General features: G+C 32.1%; 25 protein-coding genes. 5 read left to right on the forward strand and 20 right to left on the reverse strand.

Annotated elements, in window-relative coordinates; genetic code table 11:
- The first annotated feature begins 104 nt into the window (after positions 1-104).
- Positions 105-536 (forward strand): TerB family tellurite resistance protein, encoded by a 432-nt coding sequence (locus ACXGSQ_RS04585; protein WP_458628449.1) that lies wholly within the window; start codon positions 105-107, stop codon positions 534-536.
- A 78-nt stretch (positions 537-614) separates the two neighbouring features.
- On the opposite strand, the gene fbp is transcribed toward ACXGSQ_RS04585, so the two are convergent.
- Positions 615-1619 carry a class 1 fructose-bisphosphatase gene (gene fbp / locus ACXGSQ_RS04590; RefSeq protein ID WP_458628450.1) on the reverse strand — a complete coding sequence of 335 codons (1005 nt, stop codon included), beginning with the start codon at positions 1617-1619 and terminating at the stop codon, positions 615-617.
- A gap of 124 nt (positions 1620-1743) precedes the next feature.
- Here fbp and ACXGSQ_RS04595 point away from each other — a divergent pair, with 124 nt between their 5' ends.
- Genes ACXGSQ_RS04595 through ACXGSQ_RS04610 form a run of 4 tightly spaced genes read left to right on the forward strand, consistent with a single transcriptional unit; the run spans position 1744 to position 6311 of the window.
- On the forward strand, positions 1744-2220 hold the full coding sequence (locus tag ACXGSQ_RS04595) for an N-acetyltransferase family protein (RefSeq protein ID WP_458628451.1): 477 nt from the start codon (positions 1744-1746) through the stop codon (positions 2218-2220).
- Positions 2220-3470, forward strand: coding sequence for an aspartate kinase (locus ACXGSQ_RS04600; protein ID WP_458628452.1), 1251 nt, complete (start codon positions 2220-2222; stop codon positions 3468-3470). The genes ACXGSQ_RS04595 and ACXGSQ_RS04600 overlap by 1 nt, the downstream gene beginning before the upstream one ends.
- A gap of 20 nt (positions 3471-3490) precedes the next feature.
- A complete protein-coding gene (locus ACXGSQ_RS04605) occupies positions 3491-5323 on the forward strand; it encodes a GNAT family N-acyltransferase (protein WP_458628453.1) in 1833 nt (610 codons plus the stop codon).
- Entirely contained in the window at positions 5310-6311 is a 1002-nt protein-coding gene (locus ACXGSQ_RS04610; protein WP_458628454.1) for a carboxypeptidase-like regulatory domain-containing protein, read from the forward strand. The genes ACXGSQ_RS04605 and ACXGSQ_RS04610 overlap by 14 nt, the downstream gene beginning before the upstream one ends.
- A 54-nt stretch (positions 6312-6365) precedes the next feature.
- Here the strand turns inward: ACXGSQ_RS04610 and ACXGSQ_RS04615 are convergent, their stop codons facing one another.
- The 19 genes from ACXGSQ_RS04615 to ACXGSQ_RS04705 form a co-directional block, all read right to left on the reverse strand.
- Positions 6366-6845 (reverse strand): YtxH domain-containing protein, encoded by a 480-nt coding sequence (locus ACXGSQ_RS04615; protein WP_458628455.1) that lies wholly within the window; start codon positions 6843-6845, stop codon positions 6366-6368.
- Between the two features lie 92 nt (positions 6846-6937).
- Complete coding sequence (locus ACXGSQ_RS04620; protein ID WP_458628456.1) at positions 6938-7702, reverse strand: sulfite exporter TauE/SafE family protein; 765 nt, start codon at positions 7700-7702, stop codon at positions 6938-6940.
- A gap of 24 nt (positions 7703-7726) precedes the next feature.
- A complete protein-coding gene (locus ACXGSQ_RS04625) occupies positions 7727-8113 on the reverse strand; it encodes a VOC family protein (RefSeq protein WP_458628457.1) in 387 nt (128 codons plus the stop codon).
- Between the two features lie 64 nt (positions 8114-8177).
- Positions 8178-8636 (reverse strand): DUF1801 domain-containing protein, encoded by a 459-nt coding sequence (locus ACXGSQ_RS04630; protein WP_458628458.1) that lies wholly within the window; start codon positions 8634-8636, stop codon positions 8178-8180.
- 29 nt (positions 8637-8665) lie between these two features.
- Positions 8666-9604 (reverse strand): 2-hydroxyacid dehydrogenase, encoded by a 939-nt coding sequence (locus tag ACXGSQ_RS04635; protein ID WP_458628459.1) that lies wholly within the window; start codon positions 9602-9604, stop codon positions 8666-8668.
- 276 nt (positions 9605-9880) lie between these two features.
- Positions 9881-11254: a magnesium transporter gene (mgtE, locus tag ACXGSQ_RS04640; RefSeq protein ID WP_458628460.1), complete on the reverse strand. Its 1374-nt coding sequence runs from the start codon at positions 11252-11254 to the stop codon at positions 9881-9883.
- Between the two features lie 65 nt (positions 11255-11319).
- On the reverse strand, positions 11320-12096 hold the full coding sequence (gene rsmA / locus ACXGSQ_RS04645; protein ID WP_458628461.1) for a 16S rRNA (adenine(1518)-N(6)/adenine(1519)-N(6))-dimethyltransferase RsmA: 777 nt from the start codon (positions 12094-12096) through the stop codon (positions 11320-11322).
- Between the two features lie 168 nt (positions 12097-12264).
- Positions 12265-12585, reverse strand: coding sequence for a DUF4286 family protein (locus tag ACXGSQ_RS04650; RefSeq protein WP_458628462.1), 321 nt, complete (start codon positions 12583-12585; stop codon positions 12265-12267).
- 121 nt (positions 12586-12706) lie between these two features.
- Positions 12707-14491 carry a tetratricopeptide repeat protein gene (locus ACXGSQ_RS04655; RefSeq protein ID WP_458628463.1) on the reverse strand — a complete coding sequence of 595 codons (1785 nt, stop codon included), beginning with the start codon at positions 14489-14491 and terminating at the stop codon, positions 12707-12709.
- A 458-nt stretch (positions 14492-14949) separates the two neighbouring features.
- Positions 14950-16221, reverse strand: a complete 1272-nt coding sequence (gene serS, locus ACXGSQ_RS04660) for a serine--tRNA ligase (RefSeq protein WP_458628464.1) — start codon at positions 16219-16221, stop codon at positions 14950-14952.
- A gap of 153 nt (positions 16222-16374) precedes the next feature.
- On the reverse strand, positions 16375-17682 hold the full coding sequence (locus ACXGSQ_RS04665; RefSeq protein WP_458628465.1) for an HTTM domain-containing protein: 1308 nt from the start codon (positions 17680-17682) through the stop codon (positions 16375-16377).
- Complete coding sequence (locus ACXGSQ_RS04670; RefSeq protein WP_458628466.1) at positions 17675-18583, reverse strand: bifunctional riboflavin kinase/FAD synthetase; 909 nt, start codon at positions 18581-18583, stop codon at positions 17675-17677. The genes ACXGSQ_RS04665 and ACXGSQ_RS04670 overlap by 8 nt, the downstream gene beginning before the upstream one ends.
- A 57-nt stretch (positions 18584-18640) precedes the next feature.
- The gene (gene pth / locus ACXGSQ_RS04675) at positions 18641-19273 is read right to left on the reverse strand and encodes an aminoacyl-tRNA hydrolase (protein WP_458628467.1); all 633 of its coding nucleotides are present in this window, start codon (positions 19271-19273) and stop codon (positions 18641-18643) included.
- Between the two features lie 330 nt (positions 19274-19603).
- The gene (locus ACXGSQ_RS04680; protein WP_458628468.1) at positions 19604-22294 is read right to left on the reverse strand and encodes a carboxypeptidase-like regulatory domain-containing protein; all 2691 of its coding nucleotides are present in this window, start codon (positions 22292-22294) and stop codon (positions 19604-19606) included.
- Positions 22294-23007 (reverse strand): GLPGLI family protein, encoded by a 714-nt coding sequence (locus tag ACXGSQ_RS04685; RefSeq protein ID WP_458628469.1) that lies wholly within the window; start codon positions 23005-23007, stop codon positions 22294-22296. The genes ACXGSQ_RS04680 and ACXGSQ_RS04685 overlap by 1 nt, the downstream gene beginning before the upstream one ends.
- 24 nt (positions 23008-23031) lie before the next feature.
- Positions 23032-23253 (reverse strand): hypothetical protein, encoded by a 222-nt coding sequence (locus tag ACXGSQ_RS04690; protein ID WP_458628470.1) that lies wholly within the window; start codon positions 23251-23253, stop codon positions 23032-23034.
- 168 nt (positions 23254-23421) lie between these two features.
- Positions 23422-24144, reverse strand: coding sequence for a GLPGLI family protein (locus ACXGSQ_RS04695; protein ID WP_458628471.1), 723 nt, complete (start codon positions 24142-24144; stop codon positions 23422-23424).
- A gap of 2 nt (positions 24145-24146) precedes the next feature.
- A complete protein-coding gene (locus ACXGSQ_RS04700; RefSeq protein WP_458628472.1) occupies positions 24147-24392 on the reverse strand; it encodes a hypothetical protein in 246 nt (81 codons plus the stop codon).
- A 472-nt stretch (positions 24393-24864) separates the two neighbouring features.
- The gene (locus ACXGSQ_RS04705) at positions 24865-25287 is read right to left on the reverse strand and encodes a hypothetical protein (RefSeq protein ID WP_458628473.1); all 423 of its coding nucleotides are present in this window, start codon (positions 25285-25287) and stop codon (positions 24865-24867) included.
- Positions 25288-25538: the final 251 nt, after the last annotated feature.

Below are 25538 nucleotides of genomic sequence, written 5' to 3' on the forward strand. Positions count from 1 at the left end.
GAAGATGCAAATATAAAATTTTTGAAGTGTTCACTAATGATAATTCTTTGAATAGAATTATATTTGTTCAGAATTATTAATTAGATAATAAATAAAGTATATATATGTCATTTTCAGATTTATTCGATAGCGGATTTAAAAAACGTAATGAAGACCATTTTGCAGCTATTGTAAGAGTTGCAATGAGTGATGGTGTAATCAGCGATAAAGAAAGAGCTTTTTTAGATCGTTTAGCAACACGATTAGATATCTCAGAAGCCGATTATAAATTAATTTTAAAAGATTACGATACCCATTCTATAAATCCACCAACATCTTATGATATGCGTTTAGAGCGTTTATATGATTTGGCGCGTATGGTATGGGTTGATGATATCGAAGGACCGAATCAGCATTGGTTATTAGAAAAGTTATGTGTTGGCTTAGGATTTCATTCTCAAAATGCAAAATATATTGCAGATAAAGCTTTAGCTCTAGCACACGACAAATTAGATTTGGATGCGTTTGTTGAAGAAATGAAAAATATGAATAAATAGTCGTTTTAGACTTTATATTACATAAAAAAAAGCAACCTAATTAGGTTGCTTTTTTTTATTAACACTATTTTTTTATGCTTAATTATTACGCATAAACTCTTCTGCTTTTTCTACCATGTTTTTGCTGCCACAAATAAAAGGTACGCGTTCATGAAGTTCTGTTGGCTCTATGTCCATAATACGTGTGAAGCCATCGCTAGCTTTACCGTTAGCTTGCTCTGCAATAAATGCCATAGGATTACATTCATAAAGCAAGCGTAATTTTCCTTTAGGGTTTTTAGAACTTTTTGGGTACATATAAATACCTCCTTTGATCATGTTTCTATGAAAATCTGAAACCAAAGAGCCAATATATCTACTTGTGTAAGGTCTTTCGCCTTCATCTTCCTGACAATATTTAATATATTTTTTGATGCCTAAAGGGAAATCTAAATAGTTTCCTTCATTTACAGAGTAAATATTTCCATCTTCAGGAAATTGCATGTTTGGATGTGATAAATAATACGAACCAATTGCCGGATTTAATGTAAAACCATTAACGCCATCACCAGTTGTATAAACTAACATTGTAGAGGTTCCATAAACCACATAGCCTGCAGCGACTTGCGCGCTCCCTTTTTGAAGAAAATCTTCTAAAGAAACAGGTGTGCCTAATGGAGTTACACGTCTGTAAACTGAAAAAATAGTACCAACAGACACATTAACATCTATATTAGAAGAGCCATCGAGAGGATCTATTAATACAACATATTTATTTTGGTGGTTTTCATCTTGACTATTAATCGTAATAAAATCATCTTCTTCCTCACTAGCAATACCACAAACAATATTTCTTTTGGTTAAGGTTTGTATGAATTTTTCATTGGCATATACATCTAGTTTTTGCTGATCTTCACCTTGAATGTTAGTGTCTCCAGCAGCACCAATTATATCTACCAAACCGGCTTTATTCACTTCGTGATTCACAACCTTAGCGGCTAAGCGAATAGAGTTAAGAAGTCGGGAAAGTTCCCCAGAAGTGTATTTAAAAGACGTTTGATTTTCAATTATAAATTCTCCTAAGGTTTGATTTCTTTTAGACATGAGTAAATTATTGATTAGTAGCAAGCAAATATCGCATTTTTTAACAAACTATAACGTTTTCGTTCCTTAAAAAATATTGTTTTGTAAAGTCTGTTTAGATTATCTTTGAGTTTTTTATTTTAAAATGAAACAACCAAGATTAGCAGTTATCCAAGACATGCCAAGAGTTTTAGAACTTATCCAAGAATTGGCTACGTTTGAAAAAGAAGCAGATGCTGTAGAAATTACACAGTCTGATTTAGAAAATGATGGTTTTGGTCCTAACCCAAAGTTCACCTGTTTTGTTAGTGAATTTGAAAATAAGATTGAAGGTATTGCTTTGGTTTATCCAAGGTATTCAACATGGAAAGGCCAAATATTGCATTTAGAAGATCTCATTGTAAGTGAAAAATGCAGAGGTAAAGGTTTAGGAACTCAGCTTTTAAATACGGTTGTTAAACATGGAGAGCAACTTGGGGTAAAACGCATTAGTTGGGAAGTTTTAGATTGGAACGAACCCGCCATAAACTTCTATGAAAGTAAAGGAGCAGATGTAAAACGCGATTGGAATGTGGTGCATTTGAATGAGCAAGGAATTAAAAACTATTTAAACCAATTATAATGCGCATTTTTAAGTTTGGTGGTGCATCTGTAAAAGATGCTGATGGTGTAAAAAACTTAGCAAAAGTTTTAAAAACCACAGGGTATGATAATACTTTAGTTGTGATTTCGGCAATGGGAAAGACAACGAATAGAATGGAATTAGTCATCAAAAATTATTTTGAAAATAAAGGTGAGTTACAAAGTGCTATTCATGACGTCATAAAATGTCACAATGATATTTTAGTCGATTTATTTGAGAATAAACGGCACCAAGTATTTACTGATGTGAAGTTGTTTTTTGATGAATTAAACGCCTTTTTTAAAAGTAATAAATCTCCAGATTATAATTATGTGTACGACCAAGTTATTGGCTATGGTGAATTAATTTCAACCACAATCATTAGTCATTATCTTAATGAAATTGGCTTAAAAAATAATTGGGTTGATGTTAGAGAATTTGTGAAAACAGATAATTATTACAGACGCTCAAATGTTAATTGGGAAAAAACTCAAGAGAATATTTCATCTCATTTAGACGCAACTATTTTAAATATTACACAAGGATTTTTGGGTAGTGATGCTAATAACTTTACCACAACCTTAGGTAGAGAAGGGAGTGACTATACGGCGGCCATATTTGCCTATTGTTTAAATGCTGATAGTGTTACGATTTGGAAAGATGTACCTGGTGTTTTAAATGCAGATCCGAGATATTTTGAAAACGCCCAATTGCTGCATCAAATTTCATATAGAGAAGCTATAGAATTGGCATTTTATGGAGCCTCTGTAATTCATCCAAAAACGCTTCAGCCCTTACAACAAAAGGAGATTCCTTTATATGTAAAGTCCTTTTTAAACCCTGAATCTGATGGTACTTGTGTCAGTAAGGGAGATGCGTTAGTCCCTGAAGTTCCGTGCTTTATTGTTAAGAAAAATCAGACGTTAATCTCCTTGTCTTCTTTAGATTTTTCATACATTATGGAAGAAAATATTAGTGAAATATTTAGTTTGTTACATTTATATAAAATGAAGGTTGATGTGATTCAGAATTCAGCAATTAGTTTTTCTGTTTGTATTGATAATTTATTTGATAATTTAGAGAAATTGCTTCAACATTTAAAAGCTAAATTTAAGGTGGTTTGTCATAATAATGTCAGTCTATATACCATTAGACACTATAATGACGTTGTGGTAAATGAGCTTGAGAAAGATAAAGAGGTGTTACTAAAGCAGTTAGCGCAAGGAACAGTTCAAATTGTTACTAAATAAATAGTTGTTACATTTGTTTTATGGGGAAATCATCCGATACTGGTTTAGTAACCGCAAAAGAAGTCGCAAAAGCAATTCATGCAGATAAGTATGGCTTCTTAGGTACTTTTTTTGGTTGGACATTGATGAAGGTCCTTAAAATATCTACGATAAATAAGTTTTATAAGCGAAATAAACATCTAAGTAATGTCGATTTTCTTGATGCTATTTTAGAAGAATTTCAGATTAAGTTTGAAATCCCTGAGGAAGATATGAAACGTCTCCCTAAAGAAGGACCTTATATTACGATTTCTAATCATCCATTGGGTGGCATTGACGGTATTTTACTTTTAAAGTTAATGATAGAGCAGCGCAGTGATTTTAAAATTATTGCCAATTTCTTGTTACACCGAATAGAGCCGCTTAAGCCTTATATAATGCCTGTGAATCCGTTTGAAGGCAGAAAAGACGCAGCGAGTAGCATTGCTGGTTTTAAAAATGCAATCTTACATTTAAGAGAAGGGCATCCGTTAGGAGTGTTTCCTGCAGGAGAAGTTTCAACGTATCGCGATGGTAAATTAGTGGTTGATAAAGAATGGGAAGTGGCTGCTATGAAATTAATTCAGAAAGCCGAAGTGCCTGTCGTTCCTATTTATTTTCATGCTAAAAATAGTCGATTATTTTATAGACTTTCTAAATTAAGTGATACGCTAAGGACTGCTAAGTTGCCTTCAGAAGTATTGACTCAGAAACGTCGTGTAATTAAAGTAAGAGTCGGTAAAGCTATTTCGGTAAAAGATCAAAAGGAACATCCAACGCTTCCAGAATTTTCAGAGTTTTTAAGACGAAAAACGTATATGTTGTCTAAAACATTTGAAGATAAACCTAAGATTTTAGATAATATTCAATCGCAGCTAAAAGTCACAAAAATCCCAAAACGTATTGTGACTCCAATTGCACCAAAAGTAATGATTGCTGAGGTAGATAAGCTTAGAATAAATGATTCTAGACTTTTAGAAAGCAAAAATTATGAAGTGTTTTTGGCGTCTGCAAAAGACATTCCTAATATCTTAAGAGAAATAGGACGGCTTAGAGAAATTACATTTAGAGAAGTGGGTGAGGGGACCAATGAGGCTATTGATTTAGATAAATTTGATACCTATTACCATCACATGTTTCTATGGGATAACGAAAAAAATGTGATTGCTGGTGCGTATCGAATGGGCTTAGGATCTAAGATTTTTGAACGTTTTGGTATCGATGGTTTTTACTTACAAGATTTATTTCGATTTGAACCTGAATTACATAAAATGATGAGCCAATCCATAGAAATGGGACGTGCATTTATCATTAAAGAATATCAGCAAAAGCCAATGCCTTTGTTTTTACTATGGAAAGGAATTGTGCATATTACGTTACGTTTTCCAGAACATAAATATTTAATAGGTGGAGTGAGTATCAGTAATCAGTTTTCTAACTTTTCAAAAAGTTTGATGATTGAGTTTATGAAATCGCATTATTATGATCCTTATGTGGCACAATATGTGCATCCTAAAAAGGAATTTAAGGTAAAGCTTAAAGATGCTGATAAGGATTTTGTTTTTGATGCTACGGCAGCTGATTTAAATAAATTTGATAAGATTATCGATGAAGTAGAACCAGGGGCGCTACGATTACCAGTGTTACTTAAAAAATATATAAAGCAGAATGCTAGACTTGTGGCATTTAACGTTGATCCGTTGTTTAATAATGCCGTTGATGGTTTAATGTATATTAAAATTGAAGACTTGCCAGAAAGTACTGTAAGACCTGTAATGGAGGAGTTTCAAGCGGAATTAGAGCGCAAGTTTGTAGATAGCAATGAAGATAAGTAAGACCAGTGTTTTTGTCTTTTTATTGCCTTTATATTGCTTGTCGCAAACGTTATCAGGACGTGTTATCGATAAAATAACACAACAACCTATTGAAACTGCTGCTGTCTATTTTGATAATACAACAATTGGTACAACTACAAATCGTAATGGTAAATTCTCAATTGAATATTCAGATGCAGTACAATCTACGCTAGTTATTTCTTACTTAGGTTACGATAAAGTTTTAATTTCAGACTATAGAAGTAAGTCTAATGTGAGTATAGAACTTGTTGAAGCAGATAATGCTTTAGATGAAGTTCTTTTGGAATATGATGATGGTTTAACACGAAAACAGAAACTAAAACTGTTTAGGCAAGAGTTTTTAGGAACATCTAAGTTTGGTAAGTCTTGTAAGATTTTAAACGAAGACGATTTAGTTTTAAAATATGATAAAAAGAATAAGGCTTTATATGCTGATTCTAAAACTCCACTCAAGATTTTAAATAGAGCCTTACAATATGAGGTTTTATATGATGTCATGGATTTTGAAATCAACTTTAGGTCCATGAACCTTAAGACCTTCACATTTACAATACATTCAGTAACATATTTTGGAACCTCTTTTTATAAAAGTTTGGATACCACTAAAAAAAGGACTTTAAATCAGAGGAGTAAGGCTTACAAAGGATCGGTACAGCACTTTATGCGCTCGCTATATAACCACAGTCTAAATGAAGAAGGGTATTCCATATTCCACAATAAATTTAGAGTAGACGAATGGTCTTTTTTTACTGTAGAAACTACAGGACATCTAAATTTAAAAAAAGTAACCTTAAAAGAAAAGGTCGCTATTCTTTTTGACAAAAAGAATCAATCTGAAATTCAATTAGAAATTCCAGAATTTTATGTTGACGTGTATGGGAACTATGCGCCTGTAATAGGGGTTTATTTTAGTGGAGTAATGGGGAGTCAAAGAATCGGTGATACTTTACCTTTAGACTATAATTAAGAGATTGAGGAAAAAATAAAAACCCAGAATGTAAATTCTGGGTTTTTAATAAGTTTATAAGGCTTTAAACCATTCTTGGAATTGTTTTCCAAGTAAAAATGTTGGTTTCATTTCGCCACCTAATGCAGCTATAAGGCTCATTAACCATGCTACAAATAAAACAATCCACATGACTAAATTTAAAATAGGAATCCAAGATGTTACAACACCTATTATAATTAAACCTAAAATTTGTCTTATGTAGAAAGATCCAAATTCGGTTTTATTACTGCTATTCATTACAAGAGCAATAATCCACCCAATAAAGGTAATATGGGCAATAATAGCAACATTTTTGCCATCACTGAATACTTCTTTGGCATCATTGCTAAAATCATCAGCTGCTCTTTTAGCATCACGCCCAAATTCTTTAGCATCATCTGAAAATTCACTAGCTTTTTGGCTTATTTTATCTCCTGCTTTTCTAGCATTATCTTTAGCATCGTCCAACATATCGTTAAGATCGTCTCCTAAATCTTTATTATCATCTGACATTTTTTAAGTTTTTTTGGTTAGACTATAAAGTTAGTAAAATAATGTTAATCTACTTACATATTTGTTGGTGTGTAAAATTTAGTAATTATTTATTATCTAAACAACATAATTAAGCCGCCAATAGCTGTAACTACTAAAATAAAGCGTCTGTAATTGATATTCGAAATTAATTTTACAATGTAGGCTCCTAATAAAAATCCGGCAGCGACGGCAGGAAGTAAAACTGAATTTAAGACTAAGGATTCTGCAGTAACGGTGTTCCAAATAAAAATATGAAAAGGCAGTTTTATGAGATTAATAATAAAGAATAACCATGCCGCAGTTCCTATAAATTCGTTTTTTTTAAAACGCATAGTGAGAAAATAAATATTAGCAATAGGACCTGCTAAATTGCCAATCATAGTTGCAAAACCAGTTAAAAAGCCCATACCAGTGGAAAACAATCTATTATTTGGGACGTTGGTGGATTTTCGCTTTTCTAAGTACAGCATTATAATAACAGAAACGAGTATTATAATTGCCATGAGTCTTTTAAAAACAACTTCAGGAATATCATTGCCAACCCATACGCCAACCAACACACCAGCAACCATCCATGGGATTAGTTTTTTTATAACAGCCCAATCGGCATGTCTATTGTAATAAATAACAGCCAATACATCTGCAGAAATGAGCATGGGTAATAAAATACCGGTTGAAGCTTTTTCTCCAAAAACAAAGGCTAGTATCACAACGATTATTATACTTACTCCTTTTATACCAGATTTGGATACCCCTAATAAAAAAACTGCAAAACTAATGGCTAACCATTGTAATGCAGTTAAATGATACGATTGAAGAATTTCTAAATAAGACAAGTGCGTTTTTTTAATCTATTAAATTTATTGAAAAGCACTGTCTACCGGTTCCCAAAGTTCTATCTTATTACCATCATTATCAAGTATCCATCCGAATTTACCATAATCGTATTCTTCCATATCACCGATAATAGTAACACCTTCTTCTTTTAAAGTCTCTAGGAGTTCCTTTAAATTTTCGACTCTGTAATTAAACATAAAGTCCTTTTTTGAAGGCTCAAAGTATTTTGAGTCTTCGGCAAATGGACTCCATTGTGTAGAGCAATCTTTGCCATCTTTGTCTTTCCACCAAAAGGTAGAGCCATAATCATCGGTATTAAAACCTAGATGCTTTTTATACCAATCTTTTGCAGCTTTTGGATCTTTGGTTTTAAAGAATAAACCTCCAATTCCTGTGACGCGTTTTTTCATTTCATCTTGAATTTATTTCAGGATCTCATTAGATGAAACCCTAAATATTATACTTCTCTTTTTTCTACTTTTTCTTTATGTTAGACTCATAAATGGTTATCCACGCATCACAAGTCATTTTTCTAGCAAGTTCTCCTATGAGTTCAAATGGAATCTCATCTATTTTTTTAAATCGGATACAGCTTTTTCCCATATCTAATTTTCGTTTAGAATGCTTTGGATAGGCGTTTACAAACCAATCATATAATTCTGGATTGGCATAAATACCGCTGTGATAAAGATTGACAGAGTTTTTTTGAGACGCAAAACTCATAAACGGTAAAGGTGTTTTTGGATCACAATAATAACCATCTGGATAGATGGAATGTGGGACATAATAACCAATCATGTTGTAGTGTATGCCTTCTTCAAAGCCTTTCGGTAAATTATCTTTTATAACTTGTCTTAATGTTTGCAAAGCGTTTTGGCGTTCTTCGGGAACTTGACTTATATAATCTTCGGGAGATGTCGCTTTGTATGTCATATTTAAAAAGGATATTGTGAGCTTCTAAGTTAGCAAAATTTTGCTTTTATCTTATCAACGATAGTTTGTGAAAGTTTTATATTACTTTCAATTGTCCAGCCTGCGACATGAGGTGAGAGTAAAACGTTTTCAGATGCAATTAAATATTTAAAGGCTTCTGGTACTTGATCTGAAGAAAATAAATTTTCAAAGGATGATTTTTCATATTCTAACACATCCAGTCCTGCTCCGATAATTTTGCCAGATTTTAACGCTGAAACCAGATCTTGAGTTACGACACTTTTACCACGCGCTGTATTAATTAACCAAAACGGTTTTTTAAAGCTTTTGATAAAATCTGAATTGATCATATTTAAAGTTAAATCCGTTTGTGGTGTATGAAGACTTAATACATCTGCTGTTGCTTTTAATTCTTCTAGAGTTACTTGTTTTGCGTTAGCATCACCGACATTGCTTTTTATATCATAGCAGAGGACCTCAACATCAAAGCCTTTTAATTTTTTAGCAAAAGCTTTTCCCATATTGCCATAACCAATAATTCCAATGGTTTTTCCATCTAACTCTAGTCCGCGGTTGTCTTCGCGTAACCATTTGCCTTGTCTAATTTCCCTGTCTGCTTTGTTTAATTTATTAAATAGGGATAATAGCATACCTAAAGTATGTTCACCAACAGCATTTCGGTTGCCCTCTGGTGCAGAAATAAGATATATTCCCTTTTGTTCAGCATAATTACAATCTATATTTTCTAATCCAGCACCAACTCGACCTATGAATTTTAGGTTTGTAGCGGCATCTAAAAAAGCTTTATCAATGGTAAATCGGCTACGGATAATGATACCGTCATATTCTGAAATTTTCGCTTCTATTTCTGATTTTGAAGCCGTGTAATCTTCGTGATTGGTGAATCCTAAATCGTTTAGCTGACTTAGGAGTAAAGGGTGGTTAGAATCTAAGTGTAGTATTTTCATGTTACTCTCCGCGAAAGTGGGAATCTGTTTAATTAATATTTAGACCTGCGAGGTCTTGCGATGTAGTAAAGTTACAAAGTTTTGTGTTGCAATTAGGTATCGATGTTTGTTTAAAATTTATTAAAATCTTGACTGTTTTTAAGGATTTTACATAGATTCTATTTTAGTAAGAGCTTGTGTTTGCTGCGCAGTTGAACGGCACGTTTAAGCTCTTTTACATTTTTACAAAAAAACCAGTAGTGAAAGTTTGGGTTTTGTTGTAATACGTACATAATTTTAAATACCGAGAACCAGTTTAGCGATTAGAAAGTAAATTAAAATTCCAAAAACATCATTACTTGTAGTAATAAAAGGGCCTGTTGCAACGGCTGGATCAATGCCTTTTTTGTCTAAAAAAATAGGAATAAATGTGCCAATTAAAGCAGCCATAACAATTACAGCAATTAACGCAATACTTATAGTTATAGATACTATATAAGGAGTTCCAAATATAAAATGCGTAATAAGGATGGCAACAAGCGAAATTGCTACACCATTGACCAAACCTAGTAAAAATTCTTTAAATAATCGTTTTAAGATTTTACCATCAATAGTACCATTGGCGATACCTTGAACTACAATAGCCGAAGACTGCACTCCAACGTTTCCGGCTGTTGCTTGTATTAATGGAACAAAACTAAGTAATACGATAAAATTACCCATATTATCATTAAACTGTTCTATAATACTAGCCGCGCCAAGACCTCCAAACATACCAATAAATAGCCAGGGTAATCGTGCTTTGGTTAATTTAAGGATACTATCATCAGCCTCGACATCTTGTGAGATACCAGCTGCTAATTGGTAATCTTTATCTGCTTCATCTCTAATAACATCTATAATATCATCAATAGTAATTCTGCCTAAAAGAATCTGGTCATCATTAACTACTGGAATGGCTTCTAAATCGTATTTAGCCATCACTTTTGCAACATCTTCTACATCGTCATTAACATGTACCCAATCTACATTGTCTTTAGCGATATCTGCAATTTTTGTATCGCTTTTAGAAATGATTAAATCTTTTAAAGACAATCTGCCAATAAGTTTGTCATGCTTATCTACAACATAAACAGAGTGTACTCTAGTTACATCTTTAGCTTGCCCTCTAATTCTGCGTAAACAACCTGCAACAGTCCAAGTTTCGTAAACTTTCACTAACTCTTTTGCCATAAGTCCACCTGCAGTATCCTCGTCATAAGCTAAAAGTTCTTGAATTTCATCTCGGTGTTCGTGGTCTTCTATGTATGCAATAACTTCAGCTTGCCGGTTTTCAGGAAGTTCAGCAATCATATCTGCCGCATCATCGGTGTCTAATTCTTCAACCTCTTCGGCAATTTCTTTAGTAGATAGATTTCTAAGTATTTTTTCTCGGATATCCTCATCGAGTTCCATAAGGATTTCCGACGTTGTTTCAGAATCTAGAAGTTTTATAACATAAACAGCATCATCAAGATCTAGGTCATCTAGAATTTCGGCAATATCTGCGTGGTGATACTCATTTAGCAAGACTTTTAAGTCTTTGTCGTTTTGTTCTTCGACAAGGACTTCTACCTTTTCTATAAGTTTATCAGTCAATTGAAATTGTATGTTGTCTTGGATTTCTTCCACTTAATTTTTAATGCTTTTTTAAAATAATGCACTTCGCCCCCTAATTAGTGTAACAGCAGAGGAAATTAGTTGGCGTCATTTTCTATTAACGATGTCAGCTCTATAAACTGTGAAACACTTAGTTGTTCTGGTCGTTGCCCAAATATAGTATTTGCTTTTAAATTATCTGACAGATTAAATGTTTTTAAACTGTTGCGTAATGTTTTCCTTCGTTGTTGAAAACCGGTTTTTACGACTCTAAAAAATAATTTTTCGTCACAAGGCAAGGTGAAGTTCGCTTTACGTTTTAATAAAAGCACTCCAGAATCTACCTTGGGAGGTGGATTAAAAACGGTTGGTGGTACAGTAAATAAATATTCGGCATCGTAAAAGGCTTGCGTTAAGACTGATAAAATACCGTATACTTTTGAGCCTTCTTTAGAGCAGATGCGCATGGCAACTTCCTTTTGAAACATCCCTGAAAACTCAGGAATTTGATGTCTTAATTCTAAAGTTTTAAACAAAATTTGAGAAGATATATTATAGGGGAAATTCCCAATGATAGCAAAGGGTTTATCTTCAAAGACGAGGCTTAAGTCGTATTTAAGAAAGTCTTTTTCTATGATTCTATCCGCAAGATTAAGGTAGTTGTTTTTTAAATAATCTACCGATTCTGTATCTATTTCAATAACATGCGTTGTCGTATCTTTCTTTAGAAGGTACTTCGTAAGCACTCCCATTCCTGGACCAATTTCTAAAACATCATTATACCCTTCAAGAGATAAGCTATCTGCAATTTGCTGTGCAATAGATTCGTCTTCTAAGAAATGTTGGCCTAAATGTTTTTTTGCTCTTACTGTCATGTATTTATTTTTCTAACGAAAGCGCAAAGGCGCAAAAGTGTTATAACACAAAGATACGCTGAGATGCACAGAGATTGGCAGAGTTGTTTAATTATTCTCTATTTCTTGTAAATTTTAGAGAATGATGAGACGCAGAATTTCATAGCGCTATAACTAATGTTTAATGGTTTATTCAAATTTTACGGCATATTCATCTACCACTTCTAACTCAGTTCTAAAGGATAATACTTTATCTCCAAAACGTTGTAATCCTTCGCGTTTTAAGGCTTCTGCATGTTCGGCGTAATACGCATCTAAAGCTTCTCTTGAGTGTGCTCTGTATTGCACAGAATACGTATCTGCTTCAGCATCTTCTATTAAAACTTTAGTGAGTTTGGCTTCTTTAAATTTACCTGTTGCCAAGACCTGTGGAATGTGCTCTTTTATCCATTCTAGCCATTCTTTGGATATGCTTTTATCTATATTAAGAGTAACGTTGTATATGATCATTATTTAGGTATTAGGTATTAGGGAATAGAATTAGGTAATGGAAAATAGATGTGATTTACAAAAGTATTAATTTTTTGGCTTTTATGCATTAAACTATAGAACTGAATACTGCGACTGCAAACTAATTAATACTATCACCACGCAACATCCTAAACTTTTTACGAGCTTCGATAAAATAGATACTATCTTGGTGTTCAAATATTATTTTTTCGTAAAGTAGCTTAGCTTCTTCGGGTTGTGCTAAATGAAGGTTGTAAAGTTCTGCTAAATAGTACAGTGTGTCATCTACCAAAATATCCTCTCCGTAATCTTTAATGATTGTTTTGTAATTAACTTCCGCTTTAGTGTATTGTTTTTTCTTTTCGTAAAGTTTAGCTTGTTGATACAAGGCTTGGTCTGTAATGCTTTCTCCTTTATGTTCTTCTAAAATTTTGTCTAAAAGAGTAATGGCATCATCGGTTTTATTTTGAAAGGCTAATAAATCGGCTTTAGCATAAAACTTTAAAGCCGTTTGTGTGCTGTCTTCATATTTATTGTCTGAAATCAATAACTTTAAGTCTAAAGCGTCATTAGCAATTAATTGCGAGGTTGAAGATTTTAGAATTTTAAGTTGTGATTCTGCCCAATCAAAATCTCCTTTATAATAACTTGTTTTCGCCACTTTAAAACGTGCTTCTTGTGCAATGGTGCTATTTTTTAGGTTGGCCTGAATTTGAGAATAGTAGATTAAAGCTTCGTTAAACTTTTCTTGAAGCACTAAGATGTCTGCCAAGAGTAATTTGATTTTTGCTTTTTGAAATTTTGAAACATTTAAAGTTAAACATGCTTTTAGAAATCGTGTTGCTGTTTCTGTGTCTTTTAGGTTGAAGGCTAAGAAATTACCATAAGAAAGTTGTAGCGGAAGTGTGGCTTCAGTTTTTCCGTATGTTTCGAATAAGGACAGATAAGTGTCATTAATTTGTTGTAATTGCTTGTCATCTGCATTCTTAGTGTCAATTTCTAAAATAGACTGATGTGCACTTAAAATGGCTCCTACATTTTGAGTTGCTTCTAAGATAAAATTGTAAATGTTTTTTGCAGTTTCATTGTCGTTATCCTCTTGGGCTATTGCTGCTAATTCGATAATGCGATATAAACTTTCTTGACTTCGTTTGTAAAGGGCTTTTTCTTGTATAAATGATTTATTATATGCTTTTTCTTGAACGTAGAGCCAGCTCAACATTTCGTACCAATATTCTTCGGGATTTTGTTGTATTTTTTTGAGCAGTAAGCGTCTTAAATAGATGTTATTTTCGTTATCGCTTTGCTCTGTAATGAAATCGCTTAATGCGCGTTTAATGCTATTGAGATGATTTGGTGAGTAGGCGATATAATTTATATAGTTAGAAAACATTAGTTCTATATTGCCTTGGTCTCCATAAATACGTGCTAATTGGAGACTGTAATTTTTGTCAGGTGTTAAAGATTGGCCTATTTCATAAACCTGAATGGCTTTGTCTAAAAGTGAATAATCTTCAAACTTCCTGGCAATAGTGTAAACGTAATTGGGTCTTTCATTTACATACGCTATAGCTTCGTTATAGTTTTTGTTCGCTTTTTCTAGGTCTCCTTTTAATTGGAAATTATAGCCTAAAGCAATCACCATAGTGGGGTTTGAGCCTTGTGATAATTGATGAAGAATAAGTTTTTCAGCATCATCATATTGCTCTACTTGTTGGTATATATCTATAAGTTTGTATGTGTAATTATAGTTGGTTGGTTTTTCTTTAGCTAAATTTTCGTAGATAATCAATGCCTTTTTAAACTCCCCTTTTTTATAATAGCTTTCGGCCTGAGTTTCGCTGTTTTGTGCGAAACCCGTATACCAACCAAATAATAAAAGTAAAACGAAAAATCGCTGTTGCATGTTTGTGTTTTAGTAAACTGTAAAAGTCCTTATAACTCCAAATATAATAAATGACTAAGGTAGATTTAGTGAAAAAAAGTATAAAAAAATGCCTAAACATAAGTTTAGACATTCTACCAGCAAAATAAATGTGCTATTAACCACTATTCTTATAAAATATGATTCAATTATCTTGACTAGATTCTGTTCTATAATATTACTTGTTAATGTAGTCGTTTAACGTTTTCGTTATAACTAAAAAGATTAAAATACTTAATAGCTAAAACAAAACCTTGCTTGCTATAGCAATTAATGAAACGAGTAATACAATCCGTTTTAAATTTTTCATGATAAATTCGATTTAGTCTGGGCTCACTAACTTCTGAAAATTTTATGAATAAAGCGAAGAAATACCATAATAATCGCTGAAATGCACTTTAATTTAACAATTAATATATAATACGTTGTTTTTTATTAGATTATGAAATCATGTCAAAACCTGTATATGGCACTAAAACTTCAGGTATTTTAATACCATCTTCTGTTTGGTAGTTTTCTAATATACCAGCTAAAACTCTCGGTAATGCTAAAGAACTACCATTTAAGGTGTGGCATAATTCGTTTTTACCATCAGCATTTTTAAACCGTAATTTTAAACGATTCGCTTGAAACGTTTCAAAATTAGATACAGAAGATATTTCTAACCAACGGTCTTGTGCTGTTGAAAAGACTTCAAAATCATAAGTTAAAGCTGACGTAAATCCTAAATCACCTCCACATAATCTTAAGATTCTATAAGGTAATTTTAGCTCTTGTAAAATTCCTTTCACATGATTTACCATGCCATCTAGGGCGTTATAAGAATTATCTGGATGCTCAACACGAAGGATTTCAACTTTATCAAATTGGTGTAAACGATTTAATCCTCTAACATGTGCACCATAACTACCTGCTTCACGTCTAAAACAAGGAGTGTAACCTGTGATGCTAATTGGTAGATCGCTTTCGTTTAAAAGGGTATCTCTAAAGATGTTGGTTGCAGGTACTTCTGCTGTTGGAATTAAGTATAAATTATCTGCAGTTACATGATACATTTGTCCTTCTTTATCTGGCAATTGACCCGTTCCGAAACCAGAGGCCTCGTTAACTAAATGTGGGACTTGGTATTCTGTATAGCCAGCAGCAGTATTTTTATCTAAGAAATAAGCGATTAAAGCACGTTGCAATCTGGCACCTTTACCTATGTAAACCGGAAAACCTGCACCTGTAATTTTGTTTCCTAATTCAAAATCGATGATGTTGTATTTCTTGGCTAATTCCCAATGCGGTAAAGCGCCTTCATGTAATTTTGGGATGTTACCTTCTCTAAAGGTTTCTTCATTGTCTTCATCCGTATTTCCTGCTGGTACAATAGGATTAGGAACATTAGGAATTCTGTATAATAATTGAGAAAGGGCTTCAATTTTATCGTTCAGCTCTTGTTCTAAAGTTTTAGTAATTTCCTTTAGTTGCGTGGTTTTTTCTTTAAGAATATTTGCTTTTTGAGCTTCTCCAGACTTATATAAATGACCAATTTCTTTAGACAGAGTGTTAGATTCTGCTTTTGTATTATCTAATTTTGTCTGAATTGCTTTTCGGTCTTCATCAAAAGCAATGGCATCATTTATCATTTCGGTGGCATCTATATTTCGTTTTGCTAAACGTGCAATGATGTCTTCTTTGTTCTCTTGTATAAAAGCAACTTGTAACATATCTATCTATTAAGTTAATACCAGTTGGTATAGGAAAATAAGCCACAAAAGTAAAAAGAAAATGACCAGATAAAAATAAAAAGTTTCTATTTTATATTGTAAAATCTGATTTAAAGGACAATAGGTTTTTACGGCGCGAAACTACGGAAGTTATTATTTTGAAAGTAAGATCCAATCATGGTGTTTAAAGTGGTGCCATTCCTCATTTGCAATATCAACTTTTGGGTCAATAAGGCGCTTTGATGGCTTTCCGTTAACACTCACAAAAGAATTTACAAACACCTGTATTGGGATGCCTTTTTTAGCAAAATCTTGTTTAAGATGTTGCGAAAATTGCCAAATGATATCTGGTTTAGTGCTCGCACCACGTTGCTGTTTTCTGGTTAAATAATCATTTAACTTAATTGGAATAGCTTCATTTGTATCCGCATTAACAACCGAATAAGTGGTTCTACCACTTTTAGAACGCAACATCATTCTCCAAGATAAACGATGACCTTCTTCGGTCCATAACACATCACCTTTAATTAAATGGTGTCGCAGTGGTAAAGCGACTTGAATTATAAAATAAATTGAAAATAAAGATATTAATACGGGGTGGTGTTTTGGAATAATAATTTCATTAGCGTCATAATAGTCTTTGCGTTTTAAGAATATGTTTCTTATGATTTTAGGATCAAAAAAGAACAAACTAAACGCTAGGGACATATAAGGGAAAATTCCAATCTGAAAGACTATAGAATTAAATAAATGAAAGAAAATAGATGCAAAGAAGGCGTATTTTCGGGTGGGTTTGAAAAGTAATAAGGGAATAATTAAGCCATCGAATAAAATGCCTCCATAGGCTAAAATATAGTGTACGGTTTTCTGTTGTAAAAGTTCGCCAACGATGGGGTAATCGGCTTTGCTTTTCATGAGAATTTCTATGACTGAGCCATTTAGCCAATCGGGATATAATTTTGCAGCAGAAGCATAGGTGTATAGAATAAATAACTGTAGCACAAAAATCCATTTACACCAACTAGGCATGGAGATACTTTGAAGAGATGGATTTCGTTTAACATCTAAAGAAGCATAGCGATTTGCAGGTAAAAACACCATTAAAAAGCTTAATAACATCAATAAATAATAGTGATTATTATAGGACGATTTTTGCATGAGATACGTCGCTGTCCACATAAACGCAAACATAAGCATGCTAAATCTATATTTGTAGCCTAACATTATAAAGAGCCCAAAAATGCCCATTACGGCATAGTAGGCATACATCCAATTTCCAGGAAGCGGTTGCAGCCACTCAAATCCAATAAAAGAAAAGGTGAATTCGGGTTCTATTAATGTACGTCTAATCCAGCCGGTAAAAATGGCTCCGAAAGCTTCTAAAGAACACAGTAACCCAAAAATGATTCTAAAAACGATGAGTCCCGAGTTGTCTATATGTTTAAATAGAAACTTATTCATTTACGGTTTTTATATAGCTTGAGGCATTTACCATATCTTTTTTAAGTTGCATTTTTAAGGCCTCTAAATTTTCAAATTTTTGTTCGCTACGTAAGCGTTTTAAAAATTCAATTTTTAATTCAGAATCGTATATGTCTTTGTTAAAGTTAAAAAAATGAACTTCAATAGAACGCGTTTTGCCATCAACGGTTGGGTTGGTACCAATATTCATCATCCCGAAAACCGTTTTGTCTTCAATTATCGATTTTACCACATAAACTCCATTACTAGGAATGAGTTTGTAGGTTGCTGTAACCTTAATATTTGCGGTAGGGAAATCTATCGTTCTACCTAGGCCTTTTCCTTTTATTACAGTTCCGGTGATAAAGAAATTATAGCCTAAATACGAATTAGCTAAGTCCACCTCACCTTGGTTTAAGGCGGTTCTGATTTTTGTAGAGCTCACGGTAACATCTTTTAAATCTTGCGCAGAAATTTCTTCAACTTTAAAATCATAGCGATCAGCAAAGGATTTGAGGTCTGTGATATTAGCACTTCTATTTTTGCCGAAATGATGATCGTAACCGATAACAATTTGTTTAGTGTTTAATTCATCAACTAAAATTTGTTTTACGTAGTCTTGAGCAGAAAGATTGGCAAATTCTTTAGTGAATTTTTTTACAATCACCTCTTTTATGCCATGCGATTTTAGCAATTCTATGCGCTCTTCAATGGTGTTTAATAACTTAATAGAATTGTCCTTTTGGAGCACCATTCTAGGATGTGGAAACAAGGTTAGTACCACCGGAACATACCCTTGTTGTTTAGCAAGAGCTACCACCTGTTTAAGGATTTTTTGATGTCCAATGTGGATACCGTCGAAGGTACCAATGGTTGTTACTTTTGCTGATTTTAGATTCAAATTTAAACGGTATTGCTATTTTTAATTTAGAGGCTGTACGGAAAACAAAACTAAATCTTATTTTCCATTAAATTGATTCATCGTAGTATTTACTCCGGCTAAAGCAAAAGATTTCACCAATTCTGCCGAAATTTTTAAGCGTTCTTTAAGTTGTGCGTTTTCGTCATTAGTCCATTCTCCTAAAACGTAATCAACTTGTCTCCCTTGGCTAAACTCATTACTTATGCCAAATCTAAAGCGGTTATATTTTACCGTTTGTAATTTATCTTGCGTGTCTTTTAGGCCATTATGACCTCCATCACTGCCTTTGGTTTTTAACCTGAGTGATCCAAAAGGAAGGTTTAAATCGTCGGTGACTACGAGTAGGTTTTCTAATGGTATTTTTTCTTTTTCTAACCAGTATTTTATGGATTTTCCGCTAAGATTCATAAACGTACTAGGCTTTAAAAGAATGAGGGTTCTTCCTTTTATTTTTAAAGTGGCAACATCACCAAGTTTTACGGTTTCGAATGAAATATCATTGGTTTCAGCTAAATAATCGAGGATTTTAAAACCAATATTATGTCTGGTATTCGCATATTTTTCGCCTATGTTTCCTAAGCCAACGATTAAGAATTTTTTCATTATATCTTTTTCTGTAAGTTCTACTTTGTCACTAAAACCAAACCATTTTTTAAAAAACGTAATCATGATGTATTTTTAGTTTGTGCAAAAGTAAAAAGAAGTTGAATTAAAACTAATTATATCGTTATGGTCTTTGGTTTTTGAGTTTATTTTTTAGAATGTCCGTTAAATATTATAATGCTTTAATTGATTATAATTTTAGCAATAAATCTATTTCATCACAGAAACAAATATTTGCTTTACTCTGCGTAAATCCGCGAAATTTTCGGGATAAATCTTTTACAACTTTAAGTTTTTTTTCCAATGATTTCGCAGAGGCTCGCAGATGCTTTTTTTGTTAGAATGAAAATAAACGAATATGATATTTTTTTAATATTGATTTTATTAACGCAAATATTATAACTTATAACTCACCTTAAACATCACAATTCTTGGTAAAATAAATGTTCTACTATCACTAATCACAAAAGCATTAAATGAATTCTGTTGTTTAAATTTCACATCAAACAAATTAGTCGCATTAACCTCAAATCCCCAAGGGCTATCTTCTACTTGGTAGAACAACGAGGCATTTGCAGTATCAAAAGTGGTTTTAGTATTTTGACTTTTATTATTGTAATTATCAAAGGTGTAATCTGCTTTAAAGATAAAGTCGTTTAAAAAATCATATTCTAAAATAACTTCTAATTGGTCATTTTCAAATTTAGAGATATTATTTAAGGCTTTATAAGTATTAAAATCTTTGGTATAATTAATTTCTAAGTTAGGATGGTTTTTAAAAGAAGTTTCAATGCCAATCGTTGAAGAAATTGATTTTGAAATATTAAGATTGGTGTCATTATTCAAAATTTGGTAATAATCATTATAACTAAAACGACTACTCAGATTATAACGGATTTTATTGATTTTTTTTGAAACGCGTCCACTAAGCATCCAATTGTGTTCTGGTTGGTCAAACATAATTGATGTATTAAAAGATTCAATACCATTAAGTTCCGAAACTGTTTTTATACTTTCTATACGTTTATTAAAACTGGTATTGAAGTTGAGGTTTAAATTTTTAAACAAACTAAATTTATAATAACTTAAAGATGCGGAATGGTATAATTGATTTTCTAATTGGTTATTCCCTCTATAAACACTATTAAAATTTGAGAGTACAAAATTATTAGCTAATTGATTAATGCCAGGAAAACGCGTATTCAGTTTGTATTTAAAATTCAATTTTTCACTGTTATTGAATTCCACTTTAGTGGTGAACTGCGGTAAAAATAGATTTTTTGAAAACGTTTCAGCATCATCAAATTGTTCAGTCCGCCATAAATAGCCATGATAAAACACAGCGGGTTTAAATGTAGCAATACCAATTTGAAATTTATACTCTAATCCCAAATACGAATCTATAAAGCTGTATCCAAAATCATTACCAAAACCAGCCGAACTAAAATTATTAATACTACCATCACTCAGCAATTGTACATCTTCATTGTAGAAATCATTAAAAGAGGTGTTAATACCAACACTTGTATAAAGGTGGTTAAAGTTATTAAGTACCCAATAATCTTTTATAATGGCATTAAAATTATGTGACGTTGATTTTTTAGTTTGAAGAATATTATACACATCAGCATCTTCCAAAGGGATTAAACTTTGTAAAATCTGTTGATTAGTGAGCCATTCTGTTATGGGTTTATCATTCTGAAAATTATAAGTGGCTTCTAAAGTGGCTGTGTGTGCTTTAGATAATTTACGACTGTAGGTAATATTTTGTTTAAGATGAAGTGCTGCAACATCTGTTAATGTCGTAATTCTATTGTTTTGGTCTGGGTTAATTGTATTTACAAAACCATGACTATCATTATTGGTCGCTTTTACAAAGGCGTTGTAAGCAAAATCTTCTTTATAAGTTGGATCGTAATCTATGGTAACTTTTCCAATAGTAAAAAAGTTGTTAAGATTATTAGTAACCGTTCTGTTTTCTGTAAAAGGGTCTGCAATATTTTGGTAAACATTTAACGTATTGCTGGCCGTTTGGGTTTTAGAGTTAGACGTAATTAAATACCCACTAATATCTGTGTTATTAGAAACCGATTGTCTAATGTTAAGCGCGCCAAATTGGTTATCATTATCCGTGTAATCTTGGTTATTGAGGTATTGGGCAAAATCGCTATTAAAAAGACTAAAATAACTACTTGCGTCATCTAGCAGTTTACCAAAACCACCTTCAAACTCCAAGTAATCTTGAAAACTAAAACTTTTTATGCCTTGGTTATTAAGGTCTCCAATAAAATTAATGTTGGTCTTTGGACTGTAATAAAACAGATTAGGATGTAATAAGTAACGCTCTTTAATACCTGCGCCAACTTCTATATCACCAAACACAAATTTCTTTTTGTCTTCTTTTAATAAAATGTTCATTGCCATATCCTCAGAGTCTTGTAAGCCTTTGAGCATAGCAACCTCATTGTAGTTATCTAAAACTTCTACTTTTTCTACGGCATCTGCTGGTATATTATTTATAGCTAGTTTACTATTACCTGTAAAAAAAGTTTTGTTTTCTACTAAGACTTTGGTCACTTTTTTACCTTGTACAGTTACATTACCTTCTCTATCGACTTCTACTCCAGGTAATTTTTTTAAGGCATCGCGTAGTTTGCGTTCTTCACCAGTAACAAACTTGGTAACATCGTAAGTTATGGTGTCTTTTTTTACGGTAATTGGTGGTGTGTATTTTATATGTACCTCATCTAGTTGGTCTGGGTTTTCTTTGAGGATGAAGTTTTTGGTAATGTCTTGCTCTGTTGTGGTTATCGTAATTGTTTGTGGTTTATAGCCTAAATAACTTACTGTGAGTTCGTAGGTTTGGTTTTTGGATAGACCTAGTTTAAAGCTACCGTTGTTTTCTGTTATGGCGAATTTTATTTCTTGGTCGTTTGCTTGCGGAATGGCTAGGATGTTGGCGTATGGTAAGGGATTTTTAAGAGAGTCGGTTACTTTGCCAAAAACTTTATTTTGTTGGGCATTAGCAAAACAAGAAAATCCTGCTATTAATAGCAGGATTTTTATTATTGGAAACTTTGCTTTCATCAATTTTTAAAATAATCCTTAGCTTTTTTATTCATTATAGCTAAAATACTGTCAGCTTTTTTCTCAGAAATAAGTTGATCTCTTTTAGGAGTTCTAATTCTAATATCTTTATTCAAAAATTCAATTTTATCTGCATAAAGAACATTATTTTTCTCCTTAATTTCGAGTATTAAACCAGGTAATCCATAGTACATTTTTGGACCAAAAGATAAAGGTATTGATGGTGCATACCAAGCTTCAATCGTTTCTCCTTTGTGTTTTCCATAGTGTACTTTACCTACGGCTTTTAAGCATTCGTAATTACCAATACTTTTCTTCTCGTTGACTAGAGACCAATTAATTTTGTCTTCTATTTCTACTTTTAAATTTTTATCAATGAGATAGTAATCATGTATCAATTTACCTTTAGAAGTAAAATATTTTCCATCTGCATCAATAATTAGACTAATAATGTTTAAGTCTAATTTACTGATTGATGAATCTACTAAATCATTTCTGTTAAAAACGGAAATATTGTCTTTACTATTAATCGATAAATTGAAATCTAATAATTCACATTTATTGATCACTTTTTCAAATGACTTTTTAAAATTTGAAGGTCCTTTGAGCGTATCGAGATTAATAGAAATACTTGATTTGTAAGTAACTTTAAGATTCGATTGTCCAAGCGAAAATAAAGGAATAAAAAAAGCTAATATGAGGTATTTTGTCATTTAAAATTGTAATTAAAGTTCAAATCAGTTTTGATTTTCGCATTGTTCAGTATAATCTAATATAAGATCTAATCTGTCCAAAGCGTTCATTTCAAACATACTCCCAATCCAATCCGCAAAATAATGAGCTTGTTCAAAACAAGAGGCACTATCCTCTTGAGCTATTACATTTTGATGAGCATTCAAATTCATTGAACTACCCACAAGCACCACCACAGCCGTTAGGCTAAAAATTCTTTTCTTCATAATTTAAGATTTTTAAACCCATCACTTTTTTTAAGATAGGTTGGTTAATAACTAATGTTTCCCTAAAATTTAGGGAATAGAAGTCTTTTAAATTTAGAAGTCATTTGTAGTTTCTTTTAAAAAATTATAAGCACCATAAATTTTTTAATTTAAGCAATTCGATTTCGATTAATTTTTAAAATATTCTTCAGCTTTTTTGTTCGCAATCTTGATAATACTGTCAGCTTGTTTTTCAGAAATTATGTCCTCTTTTTCAGGGGCTATAATTTTAATTTCATCACTTATGAACTTGATTTTATCTAAATAAAGAATATGATTTTTTTCTTTGATTTCAACTATTAGCCCAGGTAAGCCATGATATGTTTTTGGTCCATAGGGCAACGGTATAGAAGCAGTATACCAAGCTTCTACTGTTTCATTTTTACTTTTACCATATTCTATTGTTCCGATCGCTTTTAAACAAGTATAATCACCAATTTTTTTTACTTCTTTAGTTAAAATCCAATTCACTGTTTTTTCTACTTCAACTTTTAAATTTTTTTCTAACAGAAAATAATCATGAATTAATTTTCTTTTTGAGTTAATATATTTTCCATTAACTTCAAGAATTTGAGAAATTGTGAGTAAATCCATTTTTGATATTGAAGGATCGTTTAAATCATCTTTTTTGAATAATGATAAGCTATCATTTACATTTATCAATAAAACAAAATCAATCAATTTAGATTTCTCTACTGAATTTTTGAATACTTGCTTGAAACGTGCTGGGCCTTGAAGAGTATCAAAATCAATCAATATTTCTGATTTATAGTGAACTTCTATATTTGTTTGACACCATATATTAAAAGGAATAATAAGTAATAGTAAAGAAACAATTTTCAGAAATTTCATTTTTATACGTCATAGAATTTAGGAGCTCTTTCTTGTTCACATAGCCTGGTATATAACAAAGCCATTTCTAGTCGTTCAATTGCTGAGGAACCGGTTCTGGCTGACCACCATTCAGCATAAAGATTTCCTTCTTCAAAGCAAGAAACAGGTAATTCTGCTCCAATTAAATTTTCTGTGTTTGTTGTCATGCTTGTTGCACTTCCAAAAATCATTATTAAGGTCAGTAAGCCCAATACTTTTTTCTTCATAATTTTAAGATTTTAAACCCATCACATTTTTTAAGATAGGTTGGTTAATAACTATCGTCTCCCTAAAACTTAGGGGATAGAAGTCTTTTAAATTTAGAAGTCATTTGTTTTCTCATTAAGGGCATGAGAAGTAGAAGTCATTTTTGTTAGAAGTCTTTTTTGCTATTAATTTTAATTCTGAGGAATAAAAAATAAAAAAGCTTGCGCAAGCTATATGTTTAAACATTTTTGTCGTCCACATTCTTAAGAGCGACTTCTTACATAACTCTATAAAATGCTTTCAACTCTGCAAATCTAAAAAAAAAACAATGTAAATCACCAAATTAAAAACGCTTTAAATGTCAAAAAAATGTTAACTGCGGAAAAACCGTAATTGAAACTGTGAAATAATTAAAACTTTAACAGTTTTACGTTTGGATTTTAATACTAAGTTTTTGTATATGAATACGTTGTTGTGATATGTAGAATGAAATTAATCGTTAAATATTAGAGATTTAAGATAACCATTAACGGCATAATCTATAAATTTTGAAATCATAACATCACTACTATTAATGTTATGGGTCAAACCATCTTCTAATGGGCCGCAACCTCTAGAATAATTGAAATCATTTTGGTAGTTGTTTTCAAATAGGTTCAAGTTGGAAAATAGTTTTGAATTAAATATCTCAGAATTAAGCTCAAAATCAGTGTCAGCTTCCAACATAGAAAACTTAGAATCATTTTGTTGAAACTCAAAACGTAATGGTGTTGCAATTGTTGTGAATTCAGAAGCAGTCAATTCATCATTTAATAATGCAGAAGAATTAAAGTCAGTTGTTTTAAAGTCTAACATTTGTGCAGAACAAAATGAACTTAGAATAAGCATAAAAACTAAAGCGATGCGTAATTTCATTTTAAATGATTTTTCTAATCCTTTAAAAAGAACAAAAAATTATTGATATTTGTAACATAATGACCCGAGCGCAAGAGAAAATTTTCTAGTTCAGGGTATGTTCTTAGCGCGAACAGCATGTAACAATAAAAAGCAATAGTTTTAAACACATGACACCATTCTGGGCCGACATAAAATTGCATCTTCATTTCCTTATTAAAAGGAATCCAGAATAAATACGCCTTATTCCTGCGCAGTCAGGAATCTCTACA

The sequence above is a fragment of the Winogradskyella sp. PC D3.3 genome (assembly GCF_054366245.1).

Coding starts and splice junctions, on each gene's coding strand:
- ACXGSQ_RS04585 (WP_458628449.1), top strand. CDS start 105: ATGTCATTTTCAGATTTATTCGATAGCGGATTTAAAAAACGTAATGAA.
- fbp (WP_458628450.1), bottom strand. CDS start 1,619: ATGTCTAAAAGAAATCAAACCTTAGGAGAATTTATAATTGAAAATCAA.
- ACXGSQ_RS04595 (WP_458628451.1), top strand. CDS start 1,744: ATGAAACAACCAAGATTAGCAGTTATCCAAGACATGCCAAGAGTTTTA.
- ACXGSQ_RS04600 (WP_458628452.1), top strand. CDS start 2,220: ATGCGCATTTTTAAGTTTGGTGGTGCATCTGTAAAAGATGCTGATGGT.
- ACXGSQ_RS04605 (WP_458628453.1), top strand. CDS start 3,491: ATGGGGAAATCATCCGATACTGGTTTAGTAACCGCAAAAGAAGTCGCA.
- ACXGSQ_RS04610 (WP_458628454.1), top strand. CDS start 5,310: ATGAAGATAAGTAAGACCAGTGTTTTTGTCTTTTTATTGCCTTTATAT.
- ACXGSQ_RS04615 (WP_458628455.1), bottom strand. CDS start 6,845: ATGTCAGATGATAATAAAGATTTAGGAGACGATCTTAACGATATGTTG.
- ACXGSQ_RS04625 (WP_458628457.1), bottom strand. CDS start 8,113: ATGAAAAAACGCGTCACAGGAATTGGAGGTTTATTCTTTAAAACCAAA.
- ACXGSQ_RS04630 (WP_458628458.1), bottom strand. CDS start 8,636: ATGACATACAAAGCGACATCTCCCGAAGATTATATAAGTCAAGTTCCC.
- ACXGSQ_RS04635 (WP_458628459.1), bottom strand. CDS start 9,604: ATGAAAATACTACACTTAGATTCTAACCACCCTTTACTCCTAAGTCAG.
- rsmA (WP_458628461.1), bottom strand. CDS start 12,096: ATGACAGTAAGAGCAAAAAAACATTTAGGCCAACATTTCTTAGAAGAC.
- ACXGSQ_RS04650 (WP_458628462.1), bottom strand. CDS start 12,585: ATGATCATATACAACGTTACTCTTAATATAGATAAAAGCATATCCAAA.
- ACXGSQ_RS04655 (WP_458628463.1), bottom strand. CDS start 14,491: ATGCAACAGCGATTTTTCGTTTTACTTTTATTATTTGGTTGGTATACG.
- serS (WP_458628464.1), bottom strand. CDS start 16,221: ATGTTACAAGTTGCTTTTATACAAGAGAACAAAGAAGACATCATTGCA.
- ACXGSQ_RS04665 (WP_458628465.1), bottom strand. CDS start 17,682: ATGAATAAGTTTCTATTTAAACATATAGACAACTCGGGACTCATCGTT.
- pth (WP_458628467.1), bottom strand. CDS start 19,273: ATGATTACGTTTTTTAAAAAATGGTTTGGTTTTAGTGACAAAGTAGAA.
- ACXGSQ_RS04680 (WP_458628468.1), bottom strand. CDS start 22,294: ATGAAAGCAAAGTTTCCAATAATAAAAATCCTGCTATTAATAGCAGGA.
- ACXGSQ_RS04685 (WP_458628469.1), bottom strand. CDS start 23,007: ATGACAAAATACCTCATATTAGCTTTTTTTATTCCTTTATTTTCGCTT.
- ACXGSQ_RS04690 (WP_458628470.1), bottom strand. CDS start 23,253: ATGAAGAAAAGAATTTTTAGCCTAACGGCTGTGGTGGTGCTTGTGGGT.
- ACXGSQ_RS04695 (WP_458628471.1), bottom strand. CDS start 24,144: ATGAAATTTCTGAAAATTGTTTCTTTACTATTACTTATTATTCCTTTT.
- ACXGSQ_RS04700 (WP_458628472.1), bottom strand. CDS start 24,392: ATGAAGAAAAAAGTATTGGGCTTACTGACCTTAATAATGATTTTTGGA.
- ACXGSQ_RS04705 (WP_458628473.1), bottom strand. CDS start 25,287: ATGAAATTACGCATCGCTTTAGTTTTTATGCTTATTCTAAGTTCATTT.